At 68.3% G+C, this 24,635-nt stretch carries 18 protein-coding genes; 13 read left to right on the top strand and 5 right to left on the bottom strand.

Going from position 1 to position 24,635, the window contains the following annotated elements:
* Positions 1–33 precede the first annotated feature (33 nt).
* The 3 genes from KVT39_RS02325 (at position 34) to KVT39_RS02335 (ending at position 9,263) form a co-directional block, all read left to right on the top strand.
* Complete coding sequence (locus tag KVT39_RS02325) at positions 34–6,069, top strand: alpha-2-macroglobulin (RefSeq protein WP_217587647.1); 6,036 nt, start codon at positions 34–36, stop codon at positions 6,067–6,069.
* A 7-nt stretch (positions 6,070–6,076) separates the two neighbouring features.
* On the top strand, positions 6,077–8,308 hold the full coding sequence (pbpC, locus tag KVT39_RS02330) for a penicillin-binding protein 1C (protein ID WP_217587649.1): 2,232 nt from the start codon (positions 6,077–6,079) through the stop codon (positions 8,306–8,308).
* Between the two features lie 262 nt (positions 8,309–8,570).
* Complete coding sequence (locus KVT39_RS02335) at positions 8,571–9,263, top strand: hypothetical protein (RefSeq protein WP_217587651.1); 693 nt, start codon at positions 8,571–8,573, stop codon at positions 9,261–9,263.
* 29 nt (positions 9,264–9,292) lie between these two features.
* Here KVT39_RS02335 and KVT39_RS02340 read toward each other — a convergent pair whose 3' ends face one another.
* The 3 genes from KVT39_RS02340 to KVT39_RS02350 form a co-directional block, all read right to left on the bottom strand.
* Complete coding sequence (locus KVT39_RS02340; RefSeq protein ID WP_131949535.1) at positions 9,293–9,814, bottom strand: GNAT family N-acetyltransferase; 522 nt, start codon at positions 9,812–9,814, stop codon at positions 9,293–9,295.
* 97 nt (positions 9,815–9,911) lie between these two features.
* Positions 9,912–11,159: a multidrug effflux MFS transporter gene (locus KVT39_RS02345; protein WP_217587653.1), complete on the bottom strand. Its 1,248-nt coding sequence runs from the start codon at positions 11,157–11,159 to the stop codon at positions 9,912–9,914.
* Positions 11,160–11,507: 348 nt separating this feature from the next.
* The gene (locus KVT39_RS02350) at positions 11,508–12,404 is read right to left on the bottom strand and encodes a glutamate/aspartate ABC transporter substrate-binding protein (RefSeq protein WP_105392394.1); all 897 of its coding nucleotides are present in this window, start codon (positions 12,402–12,404) and stop codon (positions 11,508–11,510) included.
* A 424-nt stretch (positions 12,405–12,828) separates the two neighbouring features.
* Between KVT39_RS02350 and KVT39_RS02355 the strand changes: the two genes are divergently transcribed.
* The 4 genes from KVT39_RS02355 to KVT39_RS02370 all read left to right on the top strand — a co-directional run bounded on the left by KVT39_RS02355 (position 12,829) and on the right by KVT39_RS02370 (position 18,768).
* A complete protein-coding gene (locus KVT39_RS02355; RefSeq protein WP_217587655.1) occupies positions 12,829–14,481 on the top strand; it encodes a S8 family peptidase in 1,653 nt (550 codons plus the stop codon).
* A gap of 499 nt (positions 14,482–14,980) precedes the next feature.
* Positions 14,981–15,139, top strand: coding sequence for a hypothetical protein (locus KVT39_RS02360; RefSeq protein ID WP_175747622.1), 159 nt, complete (start codon positions 14,981–14,983; stop codon positions 15,137–15,139).
* Positions 15,140–15,185: 46 nt separating this feature from the next.
* Positions 15,186–17,948, top strand: a complete 2,763-nt coding sequence (mgtA, locus tag KVT39_RS02365) for a magnesium-translocating P-type ATPase (RefSeq protein WP_217587658.1) — start codon at positions 15,186–15,188, stop codon at positions 17,946–17,948.
* A 76-nt stretch (positions 17,949–18,024) separates the two neighbouring features.
* On the top strand, positions 18,025–18,768 hold the full coding sequence (locus KVT39_RS02370) for a transporter (RefSeq protein ID WP_034180257.1): 744 nt from the start codon (positions 18,025–18,027) through the stop codon (positions 18,766–18,768).
* Positions 18,769–18,834: 66 nt separating this feature from the next.
* Here the strand turns inward: KVT39_RS02370 and KVT39_RS02375 are convergent, their stop codons facing one another.
* A complete protein-coding gene (locus tag KVT39_RS02375) occupies positions 18,835–19,158 on the bottom strand; it encodes a hypothetical protein (protein WP_051983654.1) in 324 nt (107 codons plus the stop codon).
* 38 nt (positions 19,159–19,196) lie between these two features.
* Positions 19,197–20,072 carry a LysR family transcriptional regulator gene (locus KVT39_RS02380; RefSeq protein ID WP_034180258.1) on the bottom strand — a complete coding sequence of 292 codons (876 nt, stop codon included), beginning with the start codon at positions 20,070–20,072 and terminating at the stop codon, positions 19,197–19,199.
* 51 nt (positions 20,073–20,123) lie between these two features.
* Between KVT39_RS02380 and KVT39_RS02385 the strand changes: the two genes are divergently transcribed.
* The 6 genes from KVT39_RS02385 (at position 20,124) to KVT39_RS02410 (ending at position 24,608) form a co-directional block, all read left to right on the top strand.
* Complete coding sequence (locus tag KVT39_RS02385) at positions 20,124–20,402, top strand: hypothetical protein (protein WP_034180259.1); 279 nt, start codon at positions 20,124–20,126, stop codon at positions 20,400–20,402.
* Between the two features lie 231 nt (positions 20,403–20,633).
* Entirely contained in the window at positions 20,634–21,716 is a 1,083-nt protein-coding gene (locus tag KVT39_RS02390) for a serine hydrolase (protein WP_105392402.1), read from the top strand.
* Positions 21,717–21,760: 44 nt separating this feature from the next.
* Positions 21,761–21,997 (top strand): hypothetical protein, encoded by a 237-nt coding sequence (locus KVT39_RS02395; protein WP_034180261.1) that lies wholly within the window; start codon positions 21,761–21,763, stop codon positions 21,995–21,997.
* Positions 21,998–22,070: 73 nt separating this feature from the next.
* Complete coding sequence (locus KVT39_RS02400; RefSeq protein ID WP_051983655.1) at positions 22,071–22,526, top strand: MarR family winged helix-turn-helix transcriptional regulator; 456 nt, start codon at positions 22,071–22,073, stop codon at positions 22,524–22,526.
* Between the two features lie 67 nt (positions 22,527–22,593).
* Positions 22,594–23,157, top strand: coding sequence for an isochorismatase family protein (locus KVT39_RS02405; RefSeq protein ID WP_034180262.1), 564 nt, complete (start codon positions 22,594–22,596; stop codon positions 23,155–23,157).
* Positions 23,154–24,608, top strand: coding sequence for a DHA2 family efflux MFS transporter permease subunit (locus tag KVT39_RS02410; RefSeq protein WP_217587660.1), 1,455 nt, complete (start codon positions 23,154–23,156; stop codon positions 24,606–24,608). Before KVT39_RS02405 ends, KVT39_RS02410 begins: the two co-directional genes overlap by 4 nt.
* Positions 24,609–24,635: the final 27 nt, after the last annotated feature.

Below are 24,635 nucleotides of genomic sequence, written 5' to 3' on the forward strand. Positions count from 1 at the left end.
AAACAGAAAGCTTCCCTCCGAGGGCATCGAGCGATGAAGCAGTACGACAAACAGAACAAAGCGAATCGAACCAACCACACCACTCGGCTCGTCTGGCGCATCGGCGCCGTCGCGGCGCTCGGCGGTGCCGTGGCCCTGTCGCTGCATGCGCTCGCGGCGCGCACGGTGAGCGTGTCGCCGCAAGGCACCGTCACCGAAGTCCGGCAGACCGTCGTCAAGTTCGACGAACCGATGGTCGCGTTCGGCTCGGCATCCGCGCCGAATCCCGCGCGCGTGACCTGCAACGACTCGACCGCCGCGCGTGGCCAGGGTCACTGGCTCGACGACAAGACCTGGGTTTACGATTTCGAAAACGACCTGCCGCCCGGCGTGCGCTGCTCGGTCGCGCTCAACGACACGCTGCGCTCGGTCGCCGGCAATGCGGCCAGCGGCCCGCGCCGCTTCACGTTCCAGACGGGCGGCCCGTTCCCGGTGAACGTGCGCCCCGGCTCGCGCGAGATCGAGGAACGGCAGGTCTTCGTGATGAAGCTGAACGGCCCGGCCGAACCGCGCTCGGCGCTCGCGAACATCTGGTGCGAAGCGGCCGGCATCGGCAACCGCATTCCCGTCACGGCCGCCGACGACGATACGCGCAACGCACTGCTCGACCATTTCGGGCTGAAGAAGGACGCCGCGCGCGTATTGACGCTGTCTTGCTCGCAGGCGCTGCCGGCGAGCGCCAAGATGCAGCTCGTGTACGGCAAGGGCGTCGCGAGCCCGAGCGGCATCGCGAACGAGACCGAACGACGCTTCGATTTCACCGTACGCGCGCCGTTCGCCGCGAGCTTCTCGTGCGAACGCGAGAACGCGAAGGCGCCCTGCACGCCGCTGCGCCCGCTCACGCTGTCGTTCAACGCGCCGATCTCGCGCAAGAACGCCGAGGCGATCAGGCTGCGCGGCTCCGACGGTTCGCTGTCGCCGACCTTCGCGGCCGACGACCGCAGCGAGGAAGTGACGACCGTCACGTTCAACCCGCCCTTGCCCGCGCAGGCTGCGCTGACGATCGAACTGCCGTCGGGCCTGCGCGACGTGACCGACCGCTCGCTGTCCAACGCCGACCTGTTCCCGCTGGCGACGCGCACCGCGCCGATGCCGCCGCTCGCGAAATTCTCGTCGGGCACCTTCGGGATCGTCGAGCGCTTCGCCGAACCCGATACGCCGGCGCTCGTGCCCGTCACGCTGCGCAACGTCGAGGCCGACCTGCATATCGCCGGCCTCAACGCGGGCGGCGCGCAGTTCGCGAACCTGAAGGTCGAGAACGACACCGCGATCCGCCAGTGGATGCGCACCGTCGACCGCTTCGACAACTGGTCGATGACGGCCGGCTCGATCGACAGCCAGATTCCGGGCCTGCTCCAACGCAAGGGCCAGCACCCCGTCTACGTGCCGCTCCAGGCCGGCGAAAAGCAGCCCGCGCCGAAGGATCGCCGCATCGACGTGCGCTCGCTGTCGCTGCTCAAGGGCGAGCCCGGCGCGCAGGCGCTGACGCTGCCGCAGGCCGACCCGAAGACGCTGCGCCCGTTCGAGATCGTCGGCGTGCCGATCGACAAGCCCGGCTTCTACGTGCTCGAACTCGCGTCGCCCGCGCTCGGCCGCTCGCTGCTCGCGAAGCCGTCGAGCATGTACGTGCGCACCACCGTGCTCGTCACGAACCTCGGCGTGCACCTGAAACAGGGCCGCGAGAACAACCTCGTGTGGGTCACGACGCTCGACAAGGGCAAGCCCGTGCCAAACGCGCAGATCCGCGTGTCGGACTGCAACGGCGATGAAATCGCCGCGGGCAAGACCGATGCGCAGGGCCTGCTGAAGATCGACGGGCCGTTCGAACCGAAGCACGAATGCCGCTCGTCCGAGCGCTTCGACGACTACTTCGTGTCGGCGCGCGTCACCGATCCGAAGACGGGCCCCGACATGGCGTTCGTCAGCTCGGGCTGGAACCGCGGGATCGAATCCTGGCGCTTCAACGTGCCGACCGACACCGACAGCGCGCCGACCGTGCGCGCGCATACAGTGTTCGACCGCACGCTGCTACGCGCAGGCGAAACCGTGTCGATGAAGCATTTCATCCGTACCGAGACGCTGCAGAGCCTCGCGTTCCCGTCGCAATACCCGACGCGCGTGACGATCCGCCATCTCGGCACGGGCCAGACGTACAAGCTGCCGCTCACGTGGGCCGCCGATCACAGCGCGGACACGCAGTTCACGCTGCCGCCGGCCGCGAAGCTCGGCGAATACAGCGTCGAACTCGCAGCCGGCCCGGAAGATGCGCCGACCGCCACCTACTACAGCGGCAGCTTCCGCGTCGAGGCGTTCCGCCTGCCGGTGCTGAAGGGATCGATCGGCGCGCGCGACGCGCAGAAGAGCCCGCTCGTCGCGGTGAAGGAAGCGCCGCTCGCGGTGCAGATCGACTACGTGTCGGGCGGCGGCGCATCGAACCTGCCGGTGCAGGTGTCGGCGCTGATGAAGTGGGCGTCTCCGCCGTTCGCGGATCGCTTCGAAGACTTCAGCTTCACGCCGTATCGCGCCGACAAGAGCGACGGCAACGCCGACGACGATGCGCAGGACGGCGACAACGCGTCGTCGTCGAACAACGATCCCGACGCGACCAAGCTGATCGCCGACAAGCTGCCGCTGACGCTCGACCGCAACGGCGCGGGCTCGGTCACGCTCAAGGGCCTGCCCGACGTCGACGCACCGAAGCGCATCGCGCTCGAAGCGACGTTCTCCGACCCGAACGGCGAAGTGCAGACGATCCGCGGCGACACGATCCTGTGGCCGGCCGCGGTGGTGGCCGGCATTAAGGCCGGCCGCTGGGTGTCGGTCGGCCAGCGCGTGCCCGTGCAGGCGCTCGCGGTCGACCTGCAGGGCAAGCCGCGCACCTCGGTGCCGATCGAGATCAAGGGCGTCGCGCACATCACGACGTCGTCGCGCAAGCGGATGGTCGGCGGCTTCTATGCGTACGACAACAAGAGCGACACGCGCGATCTCGGCGTGCTGTGCTCGGGCAAGACCGACGACAAGGGCCGCATGGCCTGCGACGCGACGCTCGAACAGGCCGGCAACGTGCAGCTGATCGCGGTTGCGAAGGACGGCGACGGCCGCACGTCGAACGCATCGACGTCGGTGTGGGTCACGCGCGAGGACGAACTCTGGTTCGGCGGCGACAACACCGACCGGATCGACGTGATCCCGGAAAAGACCTCGTACGAACCGGGCGAAACGGCCCGCTTCCAGGTGCGCATGCCGTTCCGCTACGCGACCGCGCTCGTCGCGGTCGAGCGCGGCGGCGTGATGGAAACGCACGTCGTCGAGCTGAACGGCAAGAACCCGACCGTCGACCTGAAGGTCGGCGAATCGTGGGGGCCGAACGTCTACGTGTCGGTGCTCGCGCTGCGCGGCCGGATTCGCGAAGTGCCGTGGTACTCGTTCTTCACGTGGGGCTGGAAAGCGCCGGTCGAATGGGCGCGCGCATTCTGGCGCGAAGGCCGCCACTATGAAGCGCCGACCGCGTTCGTCGACTTGTCGAAACCCGCGTTCCGCTACGGCCTCGGCGAGATCAAGGTCGGCACGGGCGTCCACCGTCTCGGCGTGACCGTGACGACCGACGCGACGCGCTACACGGTGCGCGGCAAGGCGCAGGCGCACGTGAAGGTCACGCTGCCGAACGGCCAGCCCGCGCCGGCCGGCACGCAGATCGCGGTCGCGGCCGTCGACGAGGCGCTGCTCGAACTGATGCCGAACAACAGCTGGGACCTGCTCGACGCGATGCTGCGGCGGCGGGCATACGGCGTCGAGACGGCCACCGCGCAGATGGAAATCGTCGGCCGCCGCCACTTCGGCCGCAAGGCCGTGCCGGCCGGCGGCGGCGGCGGCAGCGCGCCGACGCGCGAGCTGTTCGACACGCTGCTGCTGTGGAACCCGCGCGTGACGCTCGACGCGAACGGCAGCGCGAGCGTCGAGGTGCCGCTGAACGACGCGCTCACGCGCTTCAGGATCGTCGCGATCGCGGCGGTCGGCCCCGACCGTTTCGGCACCGGCAGCACGTCGATCCGCAGCACGCAGGATCTGCAGCTGATCTCCGGCCTGCCGCCGCTCGTGCGCGAAGGCGACGCGTTCCGCGCGCAGGTCACGCTGCGCAACACGACCGACCGCGCGATGCAGGTCGTCGTGACGCCGCGCGTGACGGGCCTCGACGTCGCGCCGCAAACCGTGTCGCTCGCGGCCAATACGGCGACCGAGGTCGCGTGGACGATCACCGTGCCCGAGCAGGCGCTCGACGCGGCCGGCGCGCTGAACTGGCGCATCGAAGCGGCCGAGCAAGGCGGCAAGCGCGCGTCCGACGCGCTGGCGGTCGCGCAGAAGGTCGTCCCTGCACTGCCGGTAACCGTGCAGCAGGCGACGCTCGCGCAGGTCGACGGCACGCTGACGGTGCCCGTGTCGGCACCGGCCGGCGCCGTCAGCAACGCACAGGGCGCGCCGCGCGGCGGCATCGCCGTGTCGCTGCAGTCGAAGCTTGCCGACGGGCTGCCCGGCGTGCGCCGCTGGTTCGAGCGCTATCCGTACCGCTGCCTCGAACAGCAGGCGTCGCGCGCGATCGGCCTGCGCGACCCCGCGCAATGGCAGGCGCTGGTCGCGCGCATGCCCGTCTATCTCGACAGCGACGGGCTCGCGAGCTATTTCCCGCCGTCGTCCGACGATTCGCACCACGGCAGCCCGACGCTGTCGTCGTACCTGCTCGTGCTGTCCGACGAGGCGAGCCGTGCCGACCCGCGCTTCGCGCTGCCGGAAGACCTGCGCACGCAGCTCGAAGCCGGGCTCGCGCGCTTCGTCGACGGCCGCCTCGAGCGCAACGCGTGGGCACCGCGCCAGGATCGCGACCTGCGCAAGCTCGCCGCGATCGAGGCGCTGTCGCGCTATGGTGCCGCGCAAGGCCGCATGCTCGGCTCGATCGAGATCGCGCCGAACCAGTGGCCGACGTCGGCGGTGATCGACTATCACGCGATCCTGACGCGCGTGAAGGACATCCCGCAGCGCGACGAGAAACGCGCGCAGGTCGAACAGATCCTGCGCGCGCGCCTCACGTACCAGGGCACGCAGCTCGTGTTCTCGACCGCGCGCGACGACGACCTGTGGTGGCTGATGACGAGCAACGAGACCAACGCCGCGCGTCTCGCGATGGAATTCGCGGGCGACCCGGCGTGGAAGGACGAGATGCCGCGCATCACGGCCGGCCTGCTCGCGCTGCAGCGCCAGGGCGCGTGGCAGACGACGACGTCGAACGCGCTCGGGCTGCTCGCGGTCGAGCGCTTCTCGCGCACCTACGAGAGCACGCCCGTCTCCGGCGCGACGAAGGTCGCGCTCGGCGGCAACGAGCGCTCGATCTCGTGGTCGCAGGCGCCGGCCCCGGCCGACACGCCTGCATCGGCCACCGCCGCGACCCGCGCCGCCGCCGCGCGCAGCGTGCTGATGCCGTGGCCGCGCGCGTCGCAGGCACCGGCCACGCTGTCCGTCACGCAGGAAGGCACGGGCCGCCCGTGGGCGACGGTCGAGAGCCTCGCGGCCGTGCCGCTGCGCTCGCCGTTCGCGGCCGGCTACCGGATCACGAAGACCGTCACGCCGGTGTCGCCCGCCGTCAAGGGCGTGCTGACGCGCGGCGACGTCGTGCGCGTGCATCTCGACATCGATGCGCAGAGCGACATGACGTGGGTCGTCGTCAACGATCCGATCCCGTCCGGCGCGACGATCCTCGGTTCGGGCCTCGGCCGCGATTCCGAAGCGGCAACGCAGGGCGAGAAGACTCCGGACGGCGCGTGGCCGGCGTTCATCGAGCGCGATTTCGACGGCTACCGCGCGTACTACGACTATCTGCCGAAGGGCAAATTCTCGGTCGAGTACACGGTGCGGCTGAACAACGTCGGCACGTTCGGATTGCCGCCGACGCGCGTCGAGGCGCTGTACGCGCCGTCCGTGTACGGCCTGTGGCCGAACCCGCCGATGACCGTGAAGCCGGCCGACGCGGCCAAGCAGTGAGCGCGTGATGATCGATCGGGTTTTGCCGCGGCCGGCGCGTTTTGCCGGCCGCATATTCGTCGCCGTCGTGCTGGCCGCGCCGCTCGTCGCGCATGCGCTGCCGAGCTACGACGACGTGCGCCGCAACTGGCGCAGTTCCGACTGGGTGCTGCTCGCGCGCGACGGCACGCCGCTGCAGCGCACGCGCGTCGACCTCGCCGAACGGCGCGGCGACTGGGTGTCGCTCGCGGACGTATCGCCCGCGTTCCGCGAGGCGATCGTCGTCTCCGAGGACAAGCGCTTCTACGAACACAGCGGCGTCGACTGGCGCGGGATCGCCGGCGCCGCGTGGGGCAACCTGTGGAACGAGCGCACGCGCGGCGCGTCGACCGTGACGATGCAGCTCGCCGGGCTGCTCAGCGATTCGCCGCGCCGCTCGGGCCAGCGCTCGCTGCCGCAGAAGGCCACGCAGGCGATGAACGCGCTGCTGCTCGAACGCGGCTGGCGCAAGGACCAGATCCTCGAGGCGTACCTGAATCTCGTGCCGTTCCGCGGCGAGACGGTCGGGCTCGGCGCACTGTCGCAGGTACTGTTCGGCAAGGCGCCGTCGGGCCTCGACGCGCGCGAGGCCGCGATCGCGGCCGCACTCGTGCGCGCACCCAACGCGACGCCCGCGAAGGTCGCCGAGCGCGCATGCCGGATCCTGCGCGACATGCATGCCGAGCAGGCGTGCGCGTCGCTCGACGGCTACGTGCAGCTCGTCACCGCGCGCCCGGCCAACGCCATACGCGATGACGGCGCCGCCCTCGCCCCGCACTTCGCGCGGCGCATCGCGGCCGAGGTCAGGCCGGCAGCCGGCGCGCAGGTCCGCACGACGCTCGATGCACCGCTGCAGCGCTTCGCGCGCGACACGCTGATGCGCGCGCTGACCGAACTCAATGCGCCCGCGCACCGGCGCAACGTACAGGACGGTGCGGTCGTCGTGATCGACAACGCGACCGGCGAGATTCGCGCGTGGGTCGGATCGTCGGGCGCGTTGTCGAGCGCGCGCGACGTCGATGCCGTGCTCGCACCGCGCCAGGCCGGCTCGACGCTCAAGCCGTTCCTTTATGCGCAGGCAATCGACGAAAAACGGCTGACCGCCGCGTCGCTGCTCGACGACGCGCCGATCAACCTCGCCACCGGCGGCGGCCTGTACATTCCGCAGAACTACGACAAGGATTTCAAGGGCTGGGTAAGCGTGCGCAGCGCGCTCGGCGGCTCGCTGAACGTGCCGGCCGTGCGCACGCTCGTGCTCGTCACGCCGCACCGCTTCGCGCGCACGCTGACCGCGCTCGGCCTGCCGCTCGCGCAGGAAGGCGACTACTACGGTTTCAGCCTCGCGCTCGGGAGTGCCGACGTCACGCTGCTGTCGCTGACCAACGCGTATCGCGCGCTCGCGAACGGCGGCGTCGCGCGCAAGGTCGTCGACCTGCCTGCGCCGGCGTCCGGCGCGTCGGCGCCCGCGCATGCGGACGGCGGCACGCGCGTGTTCAGCGAGGCGGCCAGCTTCGTCGTTACCGACATCCTCTCCGACAACAATGCGCGCGTACGCACGTTCGGCTTCGACAACCCGCTCGCGACGCGCTTCTTCTCGGCGGTCAAGACCGGTACGAGCAAGGACATGCGCGACAACTGGACGGTAGGCTTCACGTCGCGCTATACGGTCGGCGTGTGGGTCGGCAATGCGGACGGCTCGCCGATGTGGGACGTGTCGGGTGTCACGGGCGCGTCGCCCGTGTGGTCGGCCGTCGTCGGCTACCTGCACCGCGACCTGCCGAGCCGCGCGCCGCGCGCGCCGGCCGGCGTCGAGACGCGCCGCATCACGTTCGAGCGCGACATCGAACCTGCACGCAGCGAGTGGTTCATCGCGGGAACGGCGGTCGACACGATCCGGCTCGCCGCGCCCGTCACGCCGGGCAAGGACGGTGCGCGCGCGCCGCTGACGATCGGCGCGCCGACCGACGGCACGATCTTCGCGATCGACCCGGACATTCCGCCGAAGAATCAACGGATCTGGTTCGAACGCTCGGCCGGGCGCGCCGCGCGGTTCGCGTGGCGGCTCGACGACAAGGTGATCGGGCATGCCGACCGCGTCGCGTGGATGCCGTGGCCGGGCCGGCACCGGCTCGAACTCGTCGATGCGCGCGGCAACGTCGCGGATGCGATCAGCTTCGAGGTGCGCGGCGCGTTCGCGAAGACGGCTGCGCGCAAGCCTTGAGCGCGTGAGCCGGCTGCTCACAGGCCGGCCGCGTTGCCGCAAGGCTCGCGCCGCTGAACTTCACGCCCGCCCCCTCGGGAGCGGCGCGCTCTCGTCGTTTTCAGTCGTCGCGCGACATAGGCCATTACGAAGGAAACTGAAAGGTTTCCGGCTGGACGGGCAAACGGGCGAGCAGCCGGCGAATCGGGAACCTAGAATATGAGCAGCGCCGCCGTATTCCCGACGCCCACCGGTTGCCCCATTCTCCCGATTGCACGCGACCATGAACATTCGCCATACGCGCTTCACCCGCCCCGCGCTGCGCACACTCTGCGTCGCAACGCTCGCGACGCTCCAGGCCTGCAACGGCGACGCCTGCTTCGGCGTGGATGTCTGCTTCAACAACAACAACACGCAAACCGTCTCGCTGTCCGGCACGGCCGCCACGGGCAACGCGCTCGCGAGCGCGCCGGTGGCGGTCAGTTGCGCGGCAGGCTCCGCGACGACGCTGACGGACAGCGGCGGCAACTACCGTGTGACGGTCAACGCCGCGCTGCCGTGCGTCATCACCGTGACATCGGGCGGCACGAGCCTGCATTCGCTCGCATACGCGGGCGGCACCTTCAACACGACGCCCGAGACCGAACTGATGCTGGTCTATCTCGCGGCACAGCTCGGCACGAATACGGCCGGGTTGATCGGCAATTTCCAGGGCAATCTGCACTTCCAGCAGGTGATGGGCAGCCCGAATGCCGTGCAGGCCGCGCAATCGGCCGTCGTGACGAACCTGCAGCAGCGCTATGCGATCACGCTCACGACGCCGGCGTTCCTGACGACGTCGTTCGTGGTCGGGCAACCGGGCGTCGACAGCGATCTCGGTGCGCTGGCAAAAGCGGGCGCGATCGATTCGAATGGATTGCCGGATCCGGTTGCCGTTTCGCTTTTGACGCAGGCCGGCGCCGCGCATCCGCTGTAGGCGGCCTGCGGCGCGCAAGGAACCGAACGTCAGGCACCTGCTTCGTTCTCGTCGTCGGCCAGCAGCGCCCACCGTTCGTGGTCGCGCCATTCGCCGCCGATGCGCAGATAGCGCGGCGAAAACCCCTCTTTCCGGAAACCGAGCCGCCGAACCAGCGCGATCGACGCGTGGTTGCCGGGCTGGATGTTCGCTTCGAGCCGATGCAGCCCGAGTTCACCGAACGCGATGCCGATCGTCGCGCGCAACGCGTCCGTCATCAGCCCCTTGCGGCTGAAATCCGCCATCCCGTAGTACCCGAGATACGCGCTCTGAAACACGCCGCCGACGATCTCGTTGAGGTTCACCACACCGACCACCGCCCCGGACGCCCGCTCCCGCGCGACGAGGCCGATATTCGGCCCCGTCAGACAGCGGGCGAACCATTGGTCGAATCCTGCTTGATCGGTGAACGAGTCGACCCACGGCAGATGGTGGCTCCGGCTCGCGCGGTTGGCAGCGATCAAGTCGGCGGCGTCGGATCGGGCGACACGGTTCAGCAGGATCAGGCTCATGATTCGGTCGGATGCGGTGTGTTGCGCAAGCGGTCCGGCAAGCGAGGCTGTTCTCCCCCGTCGCCATCGCTCGCGATCGATCAACGAAACGAAACGCCTACGCCGCCTCCCCACTCCCGCACACGACGGTCGCGGCCTGCTGCTGCGTCAGGTACCGCAGCAGCTTCGTCACCATCCATACGACGATGAACGACAGCGCGACGAAAAACACCGCAAGCGGCGTCAGCACGTGGATCGACACGAACCCGGCCAGCCCCATCATCGCGGACGACACGAGCAGCAGCGCGCACCCGAGGATCGCGCTCGTCAGCCCCGCGATATGCGGAAACAGCGAATTGCCCTTGGCCATCAGCGTCGGATACATCGCGCCCGCGCAGAAACCCATCACGAGCACCGGCGTCGCGAGCGTCCACACGCGCAGGCCGACGGTCAGCGCCAGCACCAGCATCGCGACCGACGCACCCGCCATCACGCGTGCACCGATGCGCAGCCGTTGCTCGGCGCTCGGCAGCCCGCGCCCGTGAATCCGGTTCGACAGCCCGCCGAGGAAATACATCAGGCCGATGCCGAGCGCGAGATAGCCGAAGAAGGTCGGCGGCTTGTGCAGCGTGGTCTGCACCATGAACGGCCCGACGATGTTGAACACGAGCAGGATGCTGTAGCACAGCCCCTGCGCGAGGAAGCAGCTCTGGAACACCGGGCTCGCCAGCACCTTGCCCGCGTTCGCCATCAGCGTGCGCGGCTCGAGATGCACCGGTTTCGGCAAGGTCTCTCGATAGCGCCACAGCAGCGCCCACATCACCAGCGAATAGACGAGCAGGAACACGAGGCAGGCGCGCCAGCCGAACCATTCCTGAAGGTGCGCACCGATCACCGGCGCGACGATCGGCGCGAGCCCCCACGCGATCGACATGTACGTGAACGCATGCATCAGCGCCTGGCCGGAGAACGAATCGGTGATGATCGCCTTCGCGAGCAGGTTGGTGGTCGCGATCCCGAAACCCTGCAGGCAACGCGCCAGCACGAACGTCTCCAGGTTCTGCGCGCCGAGCGACAGCAGGCAGCCGATCGTGTAGATCACGAGCCCGAACGCGAGCACGCGCTTGCGCCCATACGCATCGGCGATCGGGCCGAAGATGAGCTGGCCGAGCGCGTAGGCCGCCATGTAGCCGGACACGCTCGACTGGATCGCCTGCGGTGTCGTCGCGAACGAACGCGCCATGTCGGGCAGCGCGGGCACGTAGATATCGATCGCAAGCTGGCCCGCGGACGCGAACAGGCAGATCAGGAACAGCAGGAAGCGCGGCGAATTCGACTCGCGCGCGGAAGTGAGCGTGGCGTTCATGACGACTGGGAAGGATTCGGGCGGCGGCGACGCGGCCGCACATGTTCGAATTGCGAACATGCGTACGATCGTAGCGAATTGCGTATTGTGCCCGTTGTTGCGTCGAGCGACCGTATTCCCCTGGCGCGGGCGAGGTTGAAAGCCGATTGCAGCACGCGGGGAAATGCGCTAGCCGGGCCCGCTCCCGTCATTGGGGCGGCCCGGCCGCGGGCATGTTCCGCTACCGCGGCGACGCACCGCCGCACGCGGGGCGTCAATCAACGCCGCACGTATGTCGCGCCCCGCTCGCCCCTGCCGTCAACTCCGCCGGCAGCGCCGGCGGGTTTTCATTGCGGCACCGCATTCGGATCAATACTGCGCCTGGTCAGTCGGATTCCTGAACAACTGCTTCATCTCCGCCGACAGCGGATAGTCGAGGCTCACGCCCTTCGGCGGAATCGGCTGCGTGAACCACTGGTTGTAGAGCTTCTCGGCCGCGCCCGACGTCTGCATCTTCGCGATCACGCCATCGACCACATGCTTGAACGGCGGATCGTCCCTGCGCATCATGCATGCGTAGTTTTCGTGGACGAGCGGCGTGCCCGTCACCGCGTACGCGCCCGGGTTGCGGTCCTTCGCGATCTCGCCGTACAGCAGCGGTTCGTCCATCACGAACGCCACCGCGCGCCCGGTCGTGACGTTCATGAACGCTTCGGCGTGATCCTTTGCGCTGATGATCGTCATGTTCATCGCCTTCTCTTCGTTGAGCTTGCGCAGCAGGCGCTCGTCCGACGTGCCGGCCGTCGTCGCGACCGTCTTGCCGGCCAGGTCCGAGAAATCCTTCACGCCCGAATCCTTGCGCGTGCTGAAGCGGATGCCGTACAGAAAGATGCTGTTCGAGAACGCAGCCTGTTTCTGCCGCTCGAGCGTGTTCGTCGTCGATCCGCATTCGAAATCGATCGTCCCGTTCTGCAGCAGCGGAATCCGGTTCTGCGACGTGATCGGAATCTCCTTCACCGTGAGGTTCGGCAGGTTCAGTTCGGTCTTCAACTGGTCGATGATGCGCGACGCGATGTCCCGCGAGTAGCCGATGTTCTTCTGCTGGTTGTCCGAATACGAGAACGGCACCGACGATTCGCGAATGCCCAGCGACACGACGCCCGTGTCCTTGATCTTCTTCAGCGTACCGGTGAGAGCCTGCGCATGCGCGGCGCCCGCCAGCGCACAGGACAGCGCGACAGCCAGCCAACGGAAGCGGCGATCCATGCTTTTCTCCTGACGAAACGTTGATCGAATCGCGATCGTACGCCCGACAAAATTCGCACCGTATCAGGGAAAGCGTCAGGCGCCCTCCGCTAGGGCTACGCCGCGGGCTGCCGTTTGCCGTGGCGCGCAAAAACGCCCGCGCCTGCGCGTTTCGCCCGACCGGCCGCTTGCGGGCTCGACCCCACCTTCTGTGCCACCCGTTCCAAACGCGTGTTCGTGCTGCGATGCCGCAACGTAATCGTTTGCGTCTTGCTCTTTTTTCACACAAAACATACTCAAGAAGCCGCCACAGCGGCCGTTACCCAGTGCATGGCGCGTCGCAGCAACCCCGCCGCGACCACCAGACAAAAAACGACAAGGTCCGGTTTTGCCGGACCGGGCACACCGCCGGCACGACGGTTCTATACGAGGATCGACTTTCAACATGAAAGCCAAACGTTTCAATTTCGCGCTGGCCAGTTCCGCTCATGCGCGCATGCTCGCCGGCATGTTGTCTGCCGCCGCCCTCCTGCCCCTCGCCGGCTGCGGCGGCGGAGGCGGCGACGGCAGCAACCCGTCGCCGACCAACGCAGCACCGGCCCCCGCCCCGACGCCCGCCCCCGCGCCCGCCCCGACGACCCCGCCCACCACGTCCGGCAGCAACGCCTGCACGTCCCAGCAGGCGGCCGTGCAGATGGCCGCCCAGACCACGCCCGACGAGCCGCCGGTCGACCATCTGATCGTCAAGCTGAAGACGCTGACGGCCACGCGTGCGATGGCGGCCATCGACGACGGCACGCGGCTCGATGCGGTGATCCAGCGTTCGATGACGCGCTGGACGGCACCGACGGCGACCGGCGCCGCACGTGCGTATGCGGCCTCGACGACGCAGACGCCGCTGACCGTGCAGGTCGAGCGGACGATCTCGAACGGCGCGGCCGTGCTGTCGCTCGGCCAGCGTGTCGCGGCCGCCGACGCGACGGCGCTCGCGCAGACATTCGCCGCCGACGCCGACGTCGACTACGCGGAACCGGATCACCCGATGAAGGTCCGCGACACGCCGAGCGACCCCAGCTACAGCCAGCAGTGGTATCTGTCCGACCCGACCGCCGGCGTCGACCTGCCGCCAGCATGGAACACGACCAAGGGTTCGCCGACCGTCGTCACGGCCGTGCTCGACACCGGCTATCGGCCGCACCCCGACCTCGTCGGCAACCTGCTGCCCGGCTACAGCTTCATCACCAACGTCAACACCAGCAACAACGGCCTGTCGCGCGGCCCCGACGCGACCGACCCGGGCGACTGGGTCACGCAGCAGGAACTCGACAACACGAGCGGCCCGTACTACCACTGCGCGAGCGAACCGAGCGCCAGCAGCTGGCACGGCACGCGCGTGATGGGCGTGATCGGCGCGACCGCCAACAACGGCATCGGCATCGCCGGCGTGTCATGGCTCGGCCGGATCCTGCCGGTCCGCGTGCTCGGCAAGTGCGGCGGCGTGACGAGCGACATCGCCGACGCGATGCGCTGGGCGGCCGGCATTCCCGTCACCGGCGTACCGACGAACCCGACGCCCGCGAAAATCATCAACCTGAGCCTCGGCGGCGTCGGCGCATGCAGCACGACGTTCCAGCAGGCGATCGACGACGTGAACGCGAAGGGCGTGACTGTCGTCGTCGCCGCCGGCAACGACGGCCTGTCGACCGGGCTCGACCAGCCTGCGAACTGCCGCGGCGTGATCAGCGTCGGCGCGACCGACGCGACCGGCCGCCGCGCATCGTTCAGCAACTTCGGCGCCAACATCACACTGAGCGCGCCGGGCGTCAACATCCTGTCGACGGCCAACAGCGGCACGACGACGCCGGGCGGCGACACCTACGGCCCGGCGAGCGGCACCAGCCTCGCGACGCCGCAGGTGACGGGTGTCGCCGCGCTGATGCTCGCGGTGAACGGCAACCTCACGCCCGCGCAGATCCAGCAGAAGCTGCAAGGCGGCACGCGCGTGGCGAAGCTGGCGGCCGGCACGTCGTGCACCGCGATGCCGGCGGGCTCGGGCATTCTCGACGCAGGGACCGCCGTCGCGGCAGCCAACCGGTAAGCGGCATCCTGCTTCGACGCAGCCGCGCGCATGCCGACATGGCGTGCGCGCGGTTTGTTTTTTTCAGGCGGCCGGCGATCGCTCATCGCCCCGGTTCCGTTTCTCAAAATAACACCTGACAAAAAGGTTGACGCTTCGCACGACGAGCCTTTACCATCGCCCCCGTCTAATTACATGGAGTGTTCTGTGAACACCGATGCGAGTTGTAGTTGGTGCTCGACCAACTTGACTGCTGCCTGAGGAAAACGCGCAGAGCCTCGTCTTCTGCCGCATCCCGGGAAGCAGGATGCGGCGTCCTTCCGGCCTGACAGGCCAGATTCCCCGCCGAATTTTTCGATGTTGTCGAATGCACGCGACGCGCCGTCGCGCGTGTGCGTTCGTGTTGCGCGCGGCGCCAGCCGCGTGCGTTTTCCGTTCGCGTGCCGTCCGGCCGCGCGCCTTCGTGCGTGCGCGGCTGCCGATCGCCCGTGCCGATTACTCGCAACCGACAGGAGTGCAGATGAACTCAGACGACAGTAGTCGATTACCGCTCGCCGGTGCGACGCTGCGCATCGACACTCCGACCGCACTCCACGCGCCGGCGAGCGTTCCAGCCTTTACCGATCCACAGCCGATCGCGTTTGACGCGACGCGGCGGGGAGCGCTCGTGCGTCGATAACGTCACGGCCGCTCCCCGCCCGCCGCCTCGCGCGCCAGGAGCGACCATGACACAACGAAATCATTCTCAGAAAAAACAGCGCGGCTTCATCAAGACCGGCCCCGGTCAGCAGAACGAACCGCGCATCATGCGCGCCGCGCAGGAAGCGGCCCGCCCGATCGAAGACACGCTGAAGTCGCTGCGCACCAGCACGCGCGGCCTCACCTACGACCAGGCCGCCGACCGCCTGCAGCACCACGGCCCGAACGAAATCGCGCACGACAAGCCGCCGCACTGGTCCCGCCAGTTGCTGATGTCATTCCACAACCCGTTCGTCTACGTGCTGCTGGTGCTCGCCGCCATCAGCTTCTTCACCGACGTCTGGTTCGCGGCGCCCGGCGATCGCGACTACGTCGGCATGACGATCCTGCTGACGATGGTCACGATCAGCGCGCTGCTGCGCTTCGTGCAGGAATTCCGTTCGCTGCGCGCGGCCGAGAAGCTCAAGGCGATGGTCCGCACGACGGCCACCGTGCAGCGCGCGATCACCGATATCGCCGAGCCGGCGCGCCGCGAGGTGCCGATGCGCGAGGTCGTGCCGGGCGACATCGTGCACCTGTCGGCCGGCGACATGATCCCCGCCGACGTGCGCCTGCTCGCGTCGCGCGACCTGTTCATCAGCCAGGCCGTGCTCACCGGCGAAGCGCTGCCCGTCGAGAAATACGACACGCTCGGCGCGGTCGCCGGCAAATCGGCGAGCACCGGCACGGCCGGCGCGGCGAACGATGCATCGACGCCGCTGCTCGATCTCGAGAATGTCTGCTTCATGGGCACCAACGTCGTCAGCGGCACGGCGACGGCCGTCGTCGTCGCGACCGGCGAAGACACGTACTTCGGTTCGCTCGCACGCAACGTCGTGAGCCACAAGCGCATCGAGACGAGCTTCGACCGCGGCGTCTCGAGCGTGAGCTGGCTGCTGATCAAGTTCATGTTCGTGATGGTGCCGATCGTGTTCATGATCAACGGCCTGACCAAGGGCGACTGGCTGAGCGCACTCACGTTCGCGCTCGCGGTGGCCGTGGGTCTCACGCCCGAGATGCTGCCGATGATCGTCAGCGCGAACCTCGCGCGCGGCGCGATCGCGATGGCGCGCCGCAAGGTCGTCGTCAAGCGGTTGAACTCGGTGCAGAACTTCGGCGCGATGGACGTGCTGTGCACCGACAAGACCGGCACGCTCACGCAGGACAAGATCATCCTCGAACACCACCTCGACCTGTCCGGTCATAAAAACGAGGAAATCCTGCGGCTCGGCTGGCTGAACAGCTTCCACCAGAGCGGCCAGAAGAACCTGATCGACATCGCGGTCGTTGCACGCGCCGACGAGATCGGCGATCGCGCGAAGCCGCAGGGTTACAAGAAGATCGACGAGCTGCCGTTCGACTTCGTGCGGCGCCGCCTGTCGGTGGTCGTCGAGGATACGCGCGGCACGCACCTGCTGGTCTGCAAGGGCGCGGTCGAGGAAATGCTGGCCGTCTCCACGCATGTGCAGGATGAAGACGGCGTCCGCCCGCTCGACTTCGTCGCGCGCAAGCGGCTGCTCGAACAGGCCAACGCATACAACGAGGACGGCTTCCGCGTGCTCGTGCTCGCAACGCGCATGATCCCGCGCGGCGACGAACGCGAGCAGTACCGCACCGCCGACGAACGCGACCTCGTCGTGCGCGGCTTCCTCACCTTCCTCGATCCGCCGAAGGAATCGGCCGCGCCGGCACTCGCCGCGCTGCGCGAGAACGGCGTCGCGGTGAAGGTGCTGACCGGCGACAACCCGACCGTCACGATGAAGGTGTGCCGCCAGGTCGGCCTCGAACCCGGCAAGCCGATCCTCGGCGCGGAAATCGAGGCGCTCGACGACGCAACGCTCGCGCAGGTGGTCGAACGCACGACCGTGTTCGCGAAGCTGACGCCGTTGCAGAAGGCGCGCATCGTCAAGGCGCTGCAGGCGAACGGGCACACGGTCGGCTTCCTCGGCGACGGCATCAACGATGCGCCCGCGCTGCGCGACGCCGACGTCGGCATCTCGGTCGACAGCGGCGCCGACATCGCAAAGGAAACCGCCGACATCATCCTGCTCGAAAAGAGCCTGATGGTGCTCGAGGAAGGCGTGATCAAGGGCCGCGAGACGTTCGGCAACATCCTGAAGTACCTGAACATGACCGCGAGCTCGAACTTCGGCAACGTGTTCTCCGTGCTCGTCGCCAGCGCGTTCCTGCCGTGGGAGCCGATGCTCGCGACGCAGCTGCTCGTGCTGAACCTGGTCTACGACACGTCGCAGATGCTGCTGCCGTGGGACAAGATGGATCCCGAGTTCCTGAAGAAGCCGCGCAAGTGGGAAGCCGGCAACATCAGCCGCTTCATGCTGTGGGTCGGGCCGACGTCGTCGGTGTTCGACATCACGACCTACGTGCTGATGTGGACCGTGTTCGGCGCGGGCGCGATGTATCACCTGAACGGCGGCACCGGCGGCCAGATCGTGATGAACTCGGGCTGGTTCATCGAGAGCCTCGTATCGCAGACGCTCGTCGTGCACCTGCTGCGCACGCAGAAGATCCCGTTCCTGCAAAGCACGGCCGCGCTGCCGGTGCTGCTGTCGACGTTCACCGCGATCGCGATCGGCTGCTGGCTGCCGTTCTCGCCGTTCGCGGATGCGCTCGGCTTCATGCACCTGCCGGGCACCTTCTGGCTGTGGCTCGCCGCGACGATGATCGGCTACATCCTGCTCGCGCAGATCGTCAAGACGATCTACGTGCGCCGCTACAAGCAGTGGTTCTGATTCCGTTCGGATAACGACGTGCCGGCCCGCGCAACGCGCGCGGGCCGGCCGCTCACGATGCAATACGGGTGATGCAATGAAAAGAATCCTTCCGCTCGCAGCCGCGAGCGCCCTCCTCGCACCGCTCGACGCCTATCCGGCCCACCCGCTCGTCAGCGACGATACGGGCACGCAGGGCAATGCGAACTGGCAGTTCGAGTTCAACGCCGAGGAAACCTCGAAACAGGAAGACAGCGGCCGCCACCAGCTGTGGAACGCGACGCTCACGCGCGGGTTCGGCGAACACGTCGACCTCTACGTCAACGCGCCTTATACGCATCTGCAAACGCGCACCGACGAAAACGGCGCGGGCATCGGCGATGTCGAGATCGGCATGAAATGGCGCTTCGTCGAACGCGGGCCGCTGTCGCTCGCGCTGAAACCGAAGGTGACGATGCCGACCGGCAACGACGGTCGCGGGCTCGGCACGGGCCGCGTCGGCACCGGTGCGACGCTGCTCGCGCAGGCCGACGTCGCGCGCTTCTCGCTGCTCGCGAATGCGGGCCTCGCGTACCAGCCGAATCGTCAGGGCGACCTGACGTCGATCTGGGCCGTGTCGGGCGCGGCGCTCTACAAGGCGACCGACCGGCTGCAGCTCGCGGTCGACGTCGGCATGTCGCGCAACACCGAAAGCACCGCCGGCGCGAATCCGGCGTTCGTGCTCGCGGGCGCGATCTATTCGCCGATGCGCTGGCTCGATCTCGACGTCGGCTACCGGCACGGGCTGAACGACCAGACCTACCGTCATTCGGTGATGGGCGGCGTGACGGCGCGGTGGTGATACACAGGCTGGCGCGGTGAATGCGTCGGGCTGCAACACGACGGGCCGCATCAGCGGCCCGTTCCTTTATCCGGCGTCGTTCGCGCCGAACAGTTGCGCGCACATCGCGCGCCCTTCGTCGGTCAGCGTGGCGCTGCCGGTACCGTCCTCGTTCAGCGTCGTCGCGCTCAGGCCCGCGGCATCGAGCTGCGTCAGCACGCGGCGCAACGTGCTCATCGGCAGTTGCGCGCGTTTCGCGATCTTCGGCAGCGACCACGTCTTGCCCGCCGGATCGTTCGCGGCCTCGTTCAGCGTCGCGAGTGTCGCAACGAGTGCGGGATCGAGCGGGGATTCGTCGGATTCTGAAGTCATCGGTTCGGGTTCGTGAGCCGGTGCCGGACCGGCATTCATTCAGGATGAGGATGCAATCGCGAGCACTATACGCCGCGTCACGCACCCTTGATCGCGGCGCGCATGAACGACACGAAATGCGTCGTGACGGGATCGTCGCGGCCCGACAGCCACGCGAGCCCCACGCGCCACTTCGCGTCCCTGCCGTCGAGCGGCAGCACCGTCGCGTCGCGCAGCAGGTACTGCGCGCGCGACGGGATGAACGCGACGCCAACGCCGGCCGCGACCGAGGTCAGCACCGATTGCACATCTTCGGCCTGCTGCGTCACGTGCGGCACGAAGCGGCGCTCGACGCACCATCGGTCGATCTGCGCGGCGAGCCCCGGGCCACGCGCACGCTGCAGCGCGATGAAACCGATCTCGTTGAGCACGTCGAGGTCGGCCGGCACGCGCTTGAAGCCGAGATGCGGCGGCACCGCGAGCGCGAGCCCTTCGTCGATCACCTTGAACGACGACAGCCCGTCGTCGGACGGCAGGCGCAGGAACCCGGCATCGAGCTTGCCCGCACGCAGCCGGCGCGTCTGCTCGGACGACGACAGGTCGCTCAGCGTGACGGCGATGCCCGGATTGCGGCGACGAAATTCCGCGACCAGCTTCGGCACGAGCGTCAGCACGGACAGGCAGATGCCGAGCCGCAGATGCCCGCGCTGCCCGCTGGTCGCCTCCCGCGCACGCGCAAGAATCTCGTCGGCATCGCGCACGAGCGCCTGCGCATCGGGCAGGAAGCGTTCGCCGAACGGTGTCAGCTCCGCGCCGTGCCGCCCGCGCTCGAACAGCTTGCCGCCGAGGCTCGCCTCGAGCGCGCCGATCTGCTTGCTCAGTGCCGGCTGGCTCATGTGCAGCGCATCGGCCGCGCGGCTGAAATGGCACAGCTCGGTGACCGTCAGGAACGTTCGCAGCAGTTTCAGTTCCATTCTTTAAGGGAATCGTAACGATCGAAATATTCATTTTACTGATCGAATGCGATGACGTTCAATACGGGCATGCCCTTCCCGGAATTTACTGTCATGTCACTAGATCCCGTGTCCGAATGCGTGGCGGTCCCATCCTGCGATGGCGCGGTTGCAAACGAACGCACCGCCGCCGTCGATACGCGCGCACCGAAGCGTCGTGCCGAACGCAGCGACGGACGCAGCCGCCGTTTTCGCTTCGGCGATGCGATCGAAGACGCGCCGCCACGCGCGGTGACGGGTTCGATCGCGATCAGTTTTGCGGTCGTGTCGCGGCGGAACTGGCCGCGCTGAACCACGCCGCATCCTGCGGTGTGCCGGCCCGGAACGGCACGCCTTTACGATTCTTCACTGCATGCGTGCCGTTGATCGACAGCAAAAGAACGACCCGAATCTGCCTGCATCACACGCCATTGCGCGCGATCCAATCTTCATCGCCACGCGATCGACCGTATAATTTCCCGCACCCGCTGACCGCCCATGCATTCCGCGCAGCCGCATCGCGCGTGAAAAGGAGACTTTCGCTTGACCGGCCTCATCGCGCGCCTGCGTCGCGCCCGGACCACCCTGATCCTCGCCCTCTCGTTCCTGCTGCTCGCGTTCGCCGCGAACGCGTCCGCGCAGCGCGCGCAGCCGCATCGCACCGCACATGTCCATGCGCATGCGAAAGCCGTCAAGAAGAAGCCCGCCCACCGCAAGATCAAAGCCGTCAAGCATCGCCGCCCGCACGCGAAGCATCGTGCGGTCAAGCGTCATGCGGCGCCCGCCCCGCAGCATCGCCGCGCGAAGCGCACGACCGCCGTACGCCCGCGCCCGGCCGCCGCCAAACCGCGCCTGATGGCAAGCTGCGGCTATAGCCCGCGCGCGGTCAGGTCGTTGCATTCACGCGCGGCCTATGTGCTCGACGTCGACTCCGGCACGCCGCTGCTGGCCCGCAACGCGCGCACCGTGCGGCCGATAGCGTCGATCTCGAAGCTGATGACGGCCGTCGTCGCACGCGACGCGGATCGTCCGCTGAACGGCGTGCTGCGCGTCACCGCGCACGATCGCGACACGATCAAGTTCACCGGTTCCCGATTGCAGGTCGGCTCGGAGCTGTCGCGCCGCGACATGTTCCATATCGCGCTGATGTCGTCGGAAAACCGCGCGGCCGCCGCGCTGAGCCGCGACTATCCGGGCGGGCGCGCCGCGTTCGTCAAGGCGATGAACCGAGAAGCGCGCCGGCTCGGCATGCGCCACACGCACTTCAGGGAGCCGACCGGCCTGTCGCCGCACAACGTGTCGACGGCCGAGGATCTCGCGAAGCTCGTCGGCGCGGCGGCGCAGGATCCGCTGATCCGCTATTTCTCGACGGATACGTCGACCACCGTGCGCCCCGGCGACGGCGAGCTGCTGTACGTGAATTCCGACCCGCTCGTCCGCTATCGCCGCCTGCCGATCCGGCTGCAGAAGACGGGCTTCATCAACGAATCGGGGCACGGCGTCGTGATGGGCATGCGCGTGAAGGGCCGCCGCGAAACGGTCGTGCTGCTCGGCGCGCCGACGCGCGCCGGCGTATCGAGCGATGCACTCAAAATCCATCGCTGGCTGACCTGCTCGATCCAGTAAGCGCGCACAGGCGGCCGGCGCGTTCACCCTACGGGAGCGATGCCATGCAGGACGAATACCGCTTCAGCGCATTCGGACGGCTGCTCGCCGTCGTGCGTACGAACGGCCACTGGGCCGTGTTCGATCTCGGCGCCGAAGGCAAGCGGCGCCCGGCCAACCTGCAGATTCCATCCGCGCTCGCCGCGGACGAACTCGCGCAATATCTCGGCGACCTGCTGCACGAGGACGCCACGCCTAAATACAGCGAAGTCGTGCCGGTCGCCCTGCCGCGCCGCACGTAACCGCCCGCCTGGCGGTGACGCGGCCTGCCGGTCAATTCGACAGTTAAACTTGCAAGTTTAACTGTCGTGTTCTATGATCCGCCGCATGAACCCGCCACGCAAACCCGGCGTTTCCGCCGACCTCGTCGCCGCCGACCTGACCCTCGCGGTCGGCCAGTTGATCCGCCGGCTCCGCTCCGAGATCGAATCCGAAGGGCTCGGCATGTCCCAGACGAGTGCGCTCGCGCGGCTCGAACGGCACGGGCCGATGACGACCGCCGATCTCGCGCGCGCCGAGGCGATGAAACCGCAGTCGATGAAGGCGATCCTCGCGAGCCTCGAGGAAGACGGTCTCGTCGAACGCGAACCGCATCCGACCGACGGCCGCCAGATCCTGTTCATGCTGACCGCCGCCGGCCTCGCCGCACGCCGCAAGCGCAATGCCGCGAAGCACAAGTGGCTTGGCGCGGCGATCGAAAGGCTCGATCCAGAAGACATCGACACGCTCGCCGCCGCGATCCCGCTGATCCGTCGCATCGGCGAGCAATGACCCCGGCCTGCGCGCCACGCGGCATTCGCGCGCCCGCCTTCCTTCGTCCATTCCACGGAGCCCCATCATGAGCGCAACCCGTCTCGACACGAACACGGCACTCGTCGTCATCGACCTGCAGAAAGGCATCGTCGCCCTCCCCACCGCACACCCGGTCGCGCCGGTGGTCGCGCATGCCCGCGAACTGCTCGACGCATTCCGCAGCCGCGGCCTGCCGGTCGTGCTCGTCAACGTCGCCGGCGTCGCACCGGGCCGCACGCAGCAGCAGGTGCGCCTGGACGCGCTGCCCGCCGACTGGACCGAACTCGTGCCCGAACTGAACCGGCAACCGGGCGACCACGTCGTGACGAAAAAAACCTGGGGCGCGTTTACCGGCACCGATCTCGACGCGCACCTGAAGGCGGCCGGCGTCACGCAGATCGTGCTGACCGGCGTCGCGACGAGCATCGGCGTCGAATCGACCGCGCGGCAGGCCCACGAACTCGGCTACAACGTGACGCTCGCCGTCGACGCGATGACCGACCTCAACGCGGACGCGCACGCGAACAGTATCGAACGTCTGTTCCCGCGCCTCGGCGAAACGGGCTCGACGCAGGACATCGTCGCGCTGCTCGACCGGCGCGGCGCGTGAGCGACCGACGCGCACAGCCGGCGCCGGGCCGCGCGGCCGGCCGGCTCGCTCCGTCGATCTGGAAGGTCAGCGCGGTCGCGACGCTCGGCTCGCTGCTGTCGCAGCTCGACGCGACGATCGTCAACGTATCGCTGTCGAGCCTCGCGACCGACCTGCATGCGGGCCTGTCGACGATCCAGTGGGTGACGAGCGGCTACCTGCTCGCGCTGACGCTGGTGCTGCCGCTGAACGGCTGGCTCGTCGACCGCATCGGCGCGAAGGCGCTGTACCTGTGGTGCTTCTCCGCGTTCACGCTCACGTCGGCGCTGTGCGGGCTCGCGTGGTCCGCGCCGTCATTGATCGCGTTCCGCGTGCTGCAAGGCGTCAGCGGCGGGCTGCTCGCGCCGATGGCGCAGATGATGATCGCGCGCGTCGCCGGCCAGCAGATGGCCCGCGTGATCGGCTACGCGGCGGTGCCCGTGCTGCTCGCGCCGATCCTCGGCCCCGTGGTCGCCGGCGCGATCCTGCAGTACGCGTCGTGGCGCTGGCTGTTTCTCGTGAACCTGCCCGTCGGCGTGCTGGCGCTCGCGCTGGCCGCGCGGTTCCTGCCGGGCGACCGGGACGACGCGCAACCGCGCAAACTCGACTGGATCGGCCTCGCCTTGCTGTCGCCCGGCCTCGTGCTGTTCCTGTATGGCGCCGAGCGGATCGGCACGGCGCTCGGCATCGCCGCGATCGCATGCTCTGCGCTGCTGCTCGTCGCGTTCGTGCGCTTCGAGCAACGCAAGGGCGAAAACGCACTGATCGATCTCGCGCTGTTTCGCTCCCGCGTATTCGGCGCGGCGGCCGGCACGCAGTTCCTGTCGAACGGCGCGATGTACGCGGGCCAGATGCTGATTCCCGTGTTCCTGATCCAGGCGTGCGGGCGCTCGCCGGGCGAGATGGGCTGGCTGCTCGCGCCGCTCGGGCTCGGCATGCTCGTCACCTATCCGTCGATGGGCGCTTTGACGAGCCGGTTCGGCGTGCGCCGGCTGGCCGCCGCCGGTGCGTTGCTCGCCTTCGTCGCAACGCTGCCGTTCGTGTCCCTCGCGCTGACCGGCTACGATCCGTACGTGCTCGTGCCGGCGCTGTTTCTGCGCGGCATGGGCCAGAGCGCGATCGGTGCGCCGTCGATCTCCGCCGCGTATGCGTCGGTCGAGCACCGCAACCTGCCGATGGCGACGACGTCGCTCAATATCGTGCAGCGCCTCGGCGGCCCGACGTTCACGACGCTGTGCACGCTGTTCCTCGCGTGGCGGCTGCAAGCCGAATCGATATCGGGCGGCGGCACGCAAGCCGTCGCGTACGCGTGGGCGTTCGGCCTGCTTTGCGCGCTGCACGCGGCGAGCTTCGTCACGACGCTGCGGCTGCCGTTGTGGTCGGCCGGTACGGGCGGGCGATCGGCCGGCGCCGCGCGCTTCGGTTCGCGCTGAGCGCGAGGGGCGCCGCACGACGCGCGC

This window comes from Burkholderia sp. GbtcB21, assembly GCF_019091065.1.
Lineage (GTDB): Bacteria > Pseudomonadota > Gammaproteobacteria > Burkholderiales > Burkholderiaceae > Burkholderia > Burkholderia pyrrocinia_C.

Bases quoted from the DNA above. Each gene is read 5' to 3' on its own strand.
- KVT39_RS02325 (WP_217587647.1), top strand. From the start codon at position 34: ATGAAGCAGTACGACAAACAGAACAAAGCGAATCGAACCAACCACACC.
- KVT39_RS02340 (WP_131949535.1), bottom strand. From the start codon at position 9,814: ATGAGCCTGATCCTGCTGAACCGTGTCGCCCGATCCGACGCCGCCGAC.
- KVT39_RS02385 (WP_034180259.1), top strand. From the start codon at position 20,124: ATGACGTTCAATACGGGCATGCCCTTCCCGGAATTTACTGTCATGTCA.
- KVT39_RS02375 (WP_051983654.1), bottom strand. From the start codon at position 19,158: ATGAATGCCGGTCCGGCACCGGCTCACGAACCCGAACCGATGACTTCA.
- pbpC (WP_217587649.1), top strand. From the start codon at position 6,077: ATGATCGATCGGGTTTTGCCGCGGCCGGCGCGTTTTGCCGGCCGCATA.
- KVT39_RS02355 (WP_217587655.1), top strand. From the start codon at position 12,829: ATGAAAGCCAAACGTTTCAATTTCGCGCTGGCCAGTTCCGCTCATGCG.
- KVT39_RS02345 (WP_217587653.1), bottom strand. From the start codon at position 11,159: ATGAACGCCACGCTCACTTCCGCGCGCGAGTCGAATTCGCCGCGCTTC.
- mgtA (WP_217587658.1), top strand. From the start codon at position 15,186: ATGACACAACGAAATCATTCTCAGAAAAAACAGCGCGGCTTCATCAAG.
- KVT39_RS02370 (WP_034180257.1), top strand. From the start codon at position 18,025: ATGAAAAGAATCCTTCCGCTCGCAGCCGCGAGCGCCCTCCTCGCACCG.
- KVT39_RS02405 (WP_034180262.1), top strand. From the start codon at position 22,594: ATGAGCGCAACCCGTCTCGACACGAACACGGCACTCGTCGTCATCGAC.
- KVT39_RS02335 (WP_217587651.1), top strand. From the start codon at position 8,571: ATGAACATTCGCCATACGCGCTTCACCCGCCCCGCGCTGCGCACACTC.
- KVT39_RS02395 (WP_034180261.1), top strand. From the start codon at position 21,761: ATGCAGGACGAATACCGCTTCAGCGCATTCGGACGGCTGCTCGCCGTC.
- KVT39_RS02380 (WP_034180258.1), bottom strand. From the start codon at position 20,072: ATGGAACTGAAACTGCTGCGAACGTTCCTGACGGTCACCGAGCTGTGC.
- KVT39_RS02400 (WP_051983655.1), top strand. From the start codon at position 22,071: ATGATCCGCCGCATGAACCCGCCACGCAAACCCGGCGTTTCCGCCGAC.
- KVT39_RS02360 (WP_175747622.1), top strand. From the start codon at position 14,981: ATGAACTCAGACGACAGTAGTCGATTACCGCTCGCCGGTGCGACGCTG.
- KVT39_RS02350 (WP_105392394.1), bottom strand. From the start codon at position 12,404: ATGGATCGCCGCTTCCGTTGGCTGGCTGTCGCGCTGTCCTGTGCGCTG.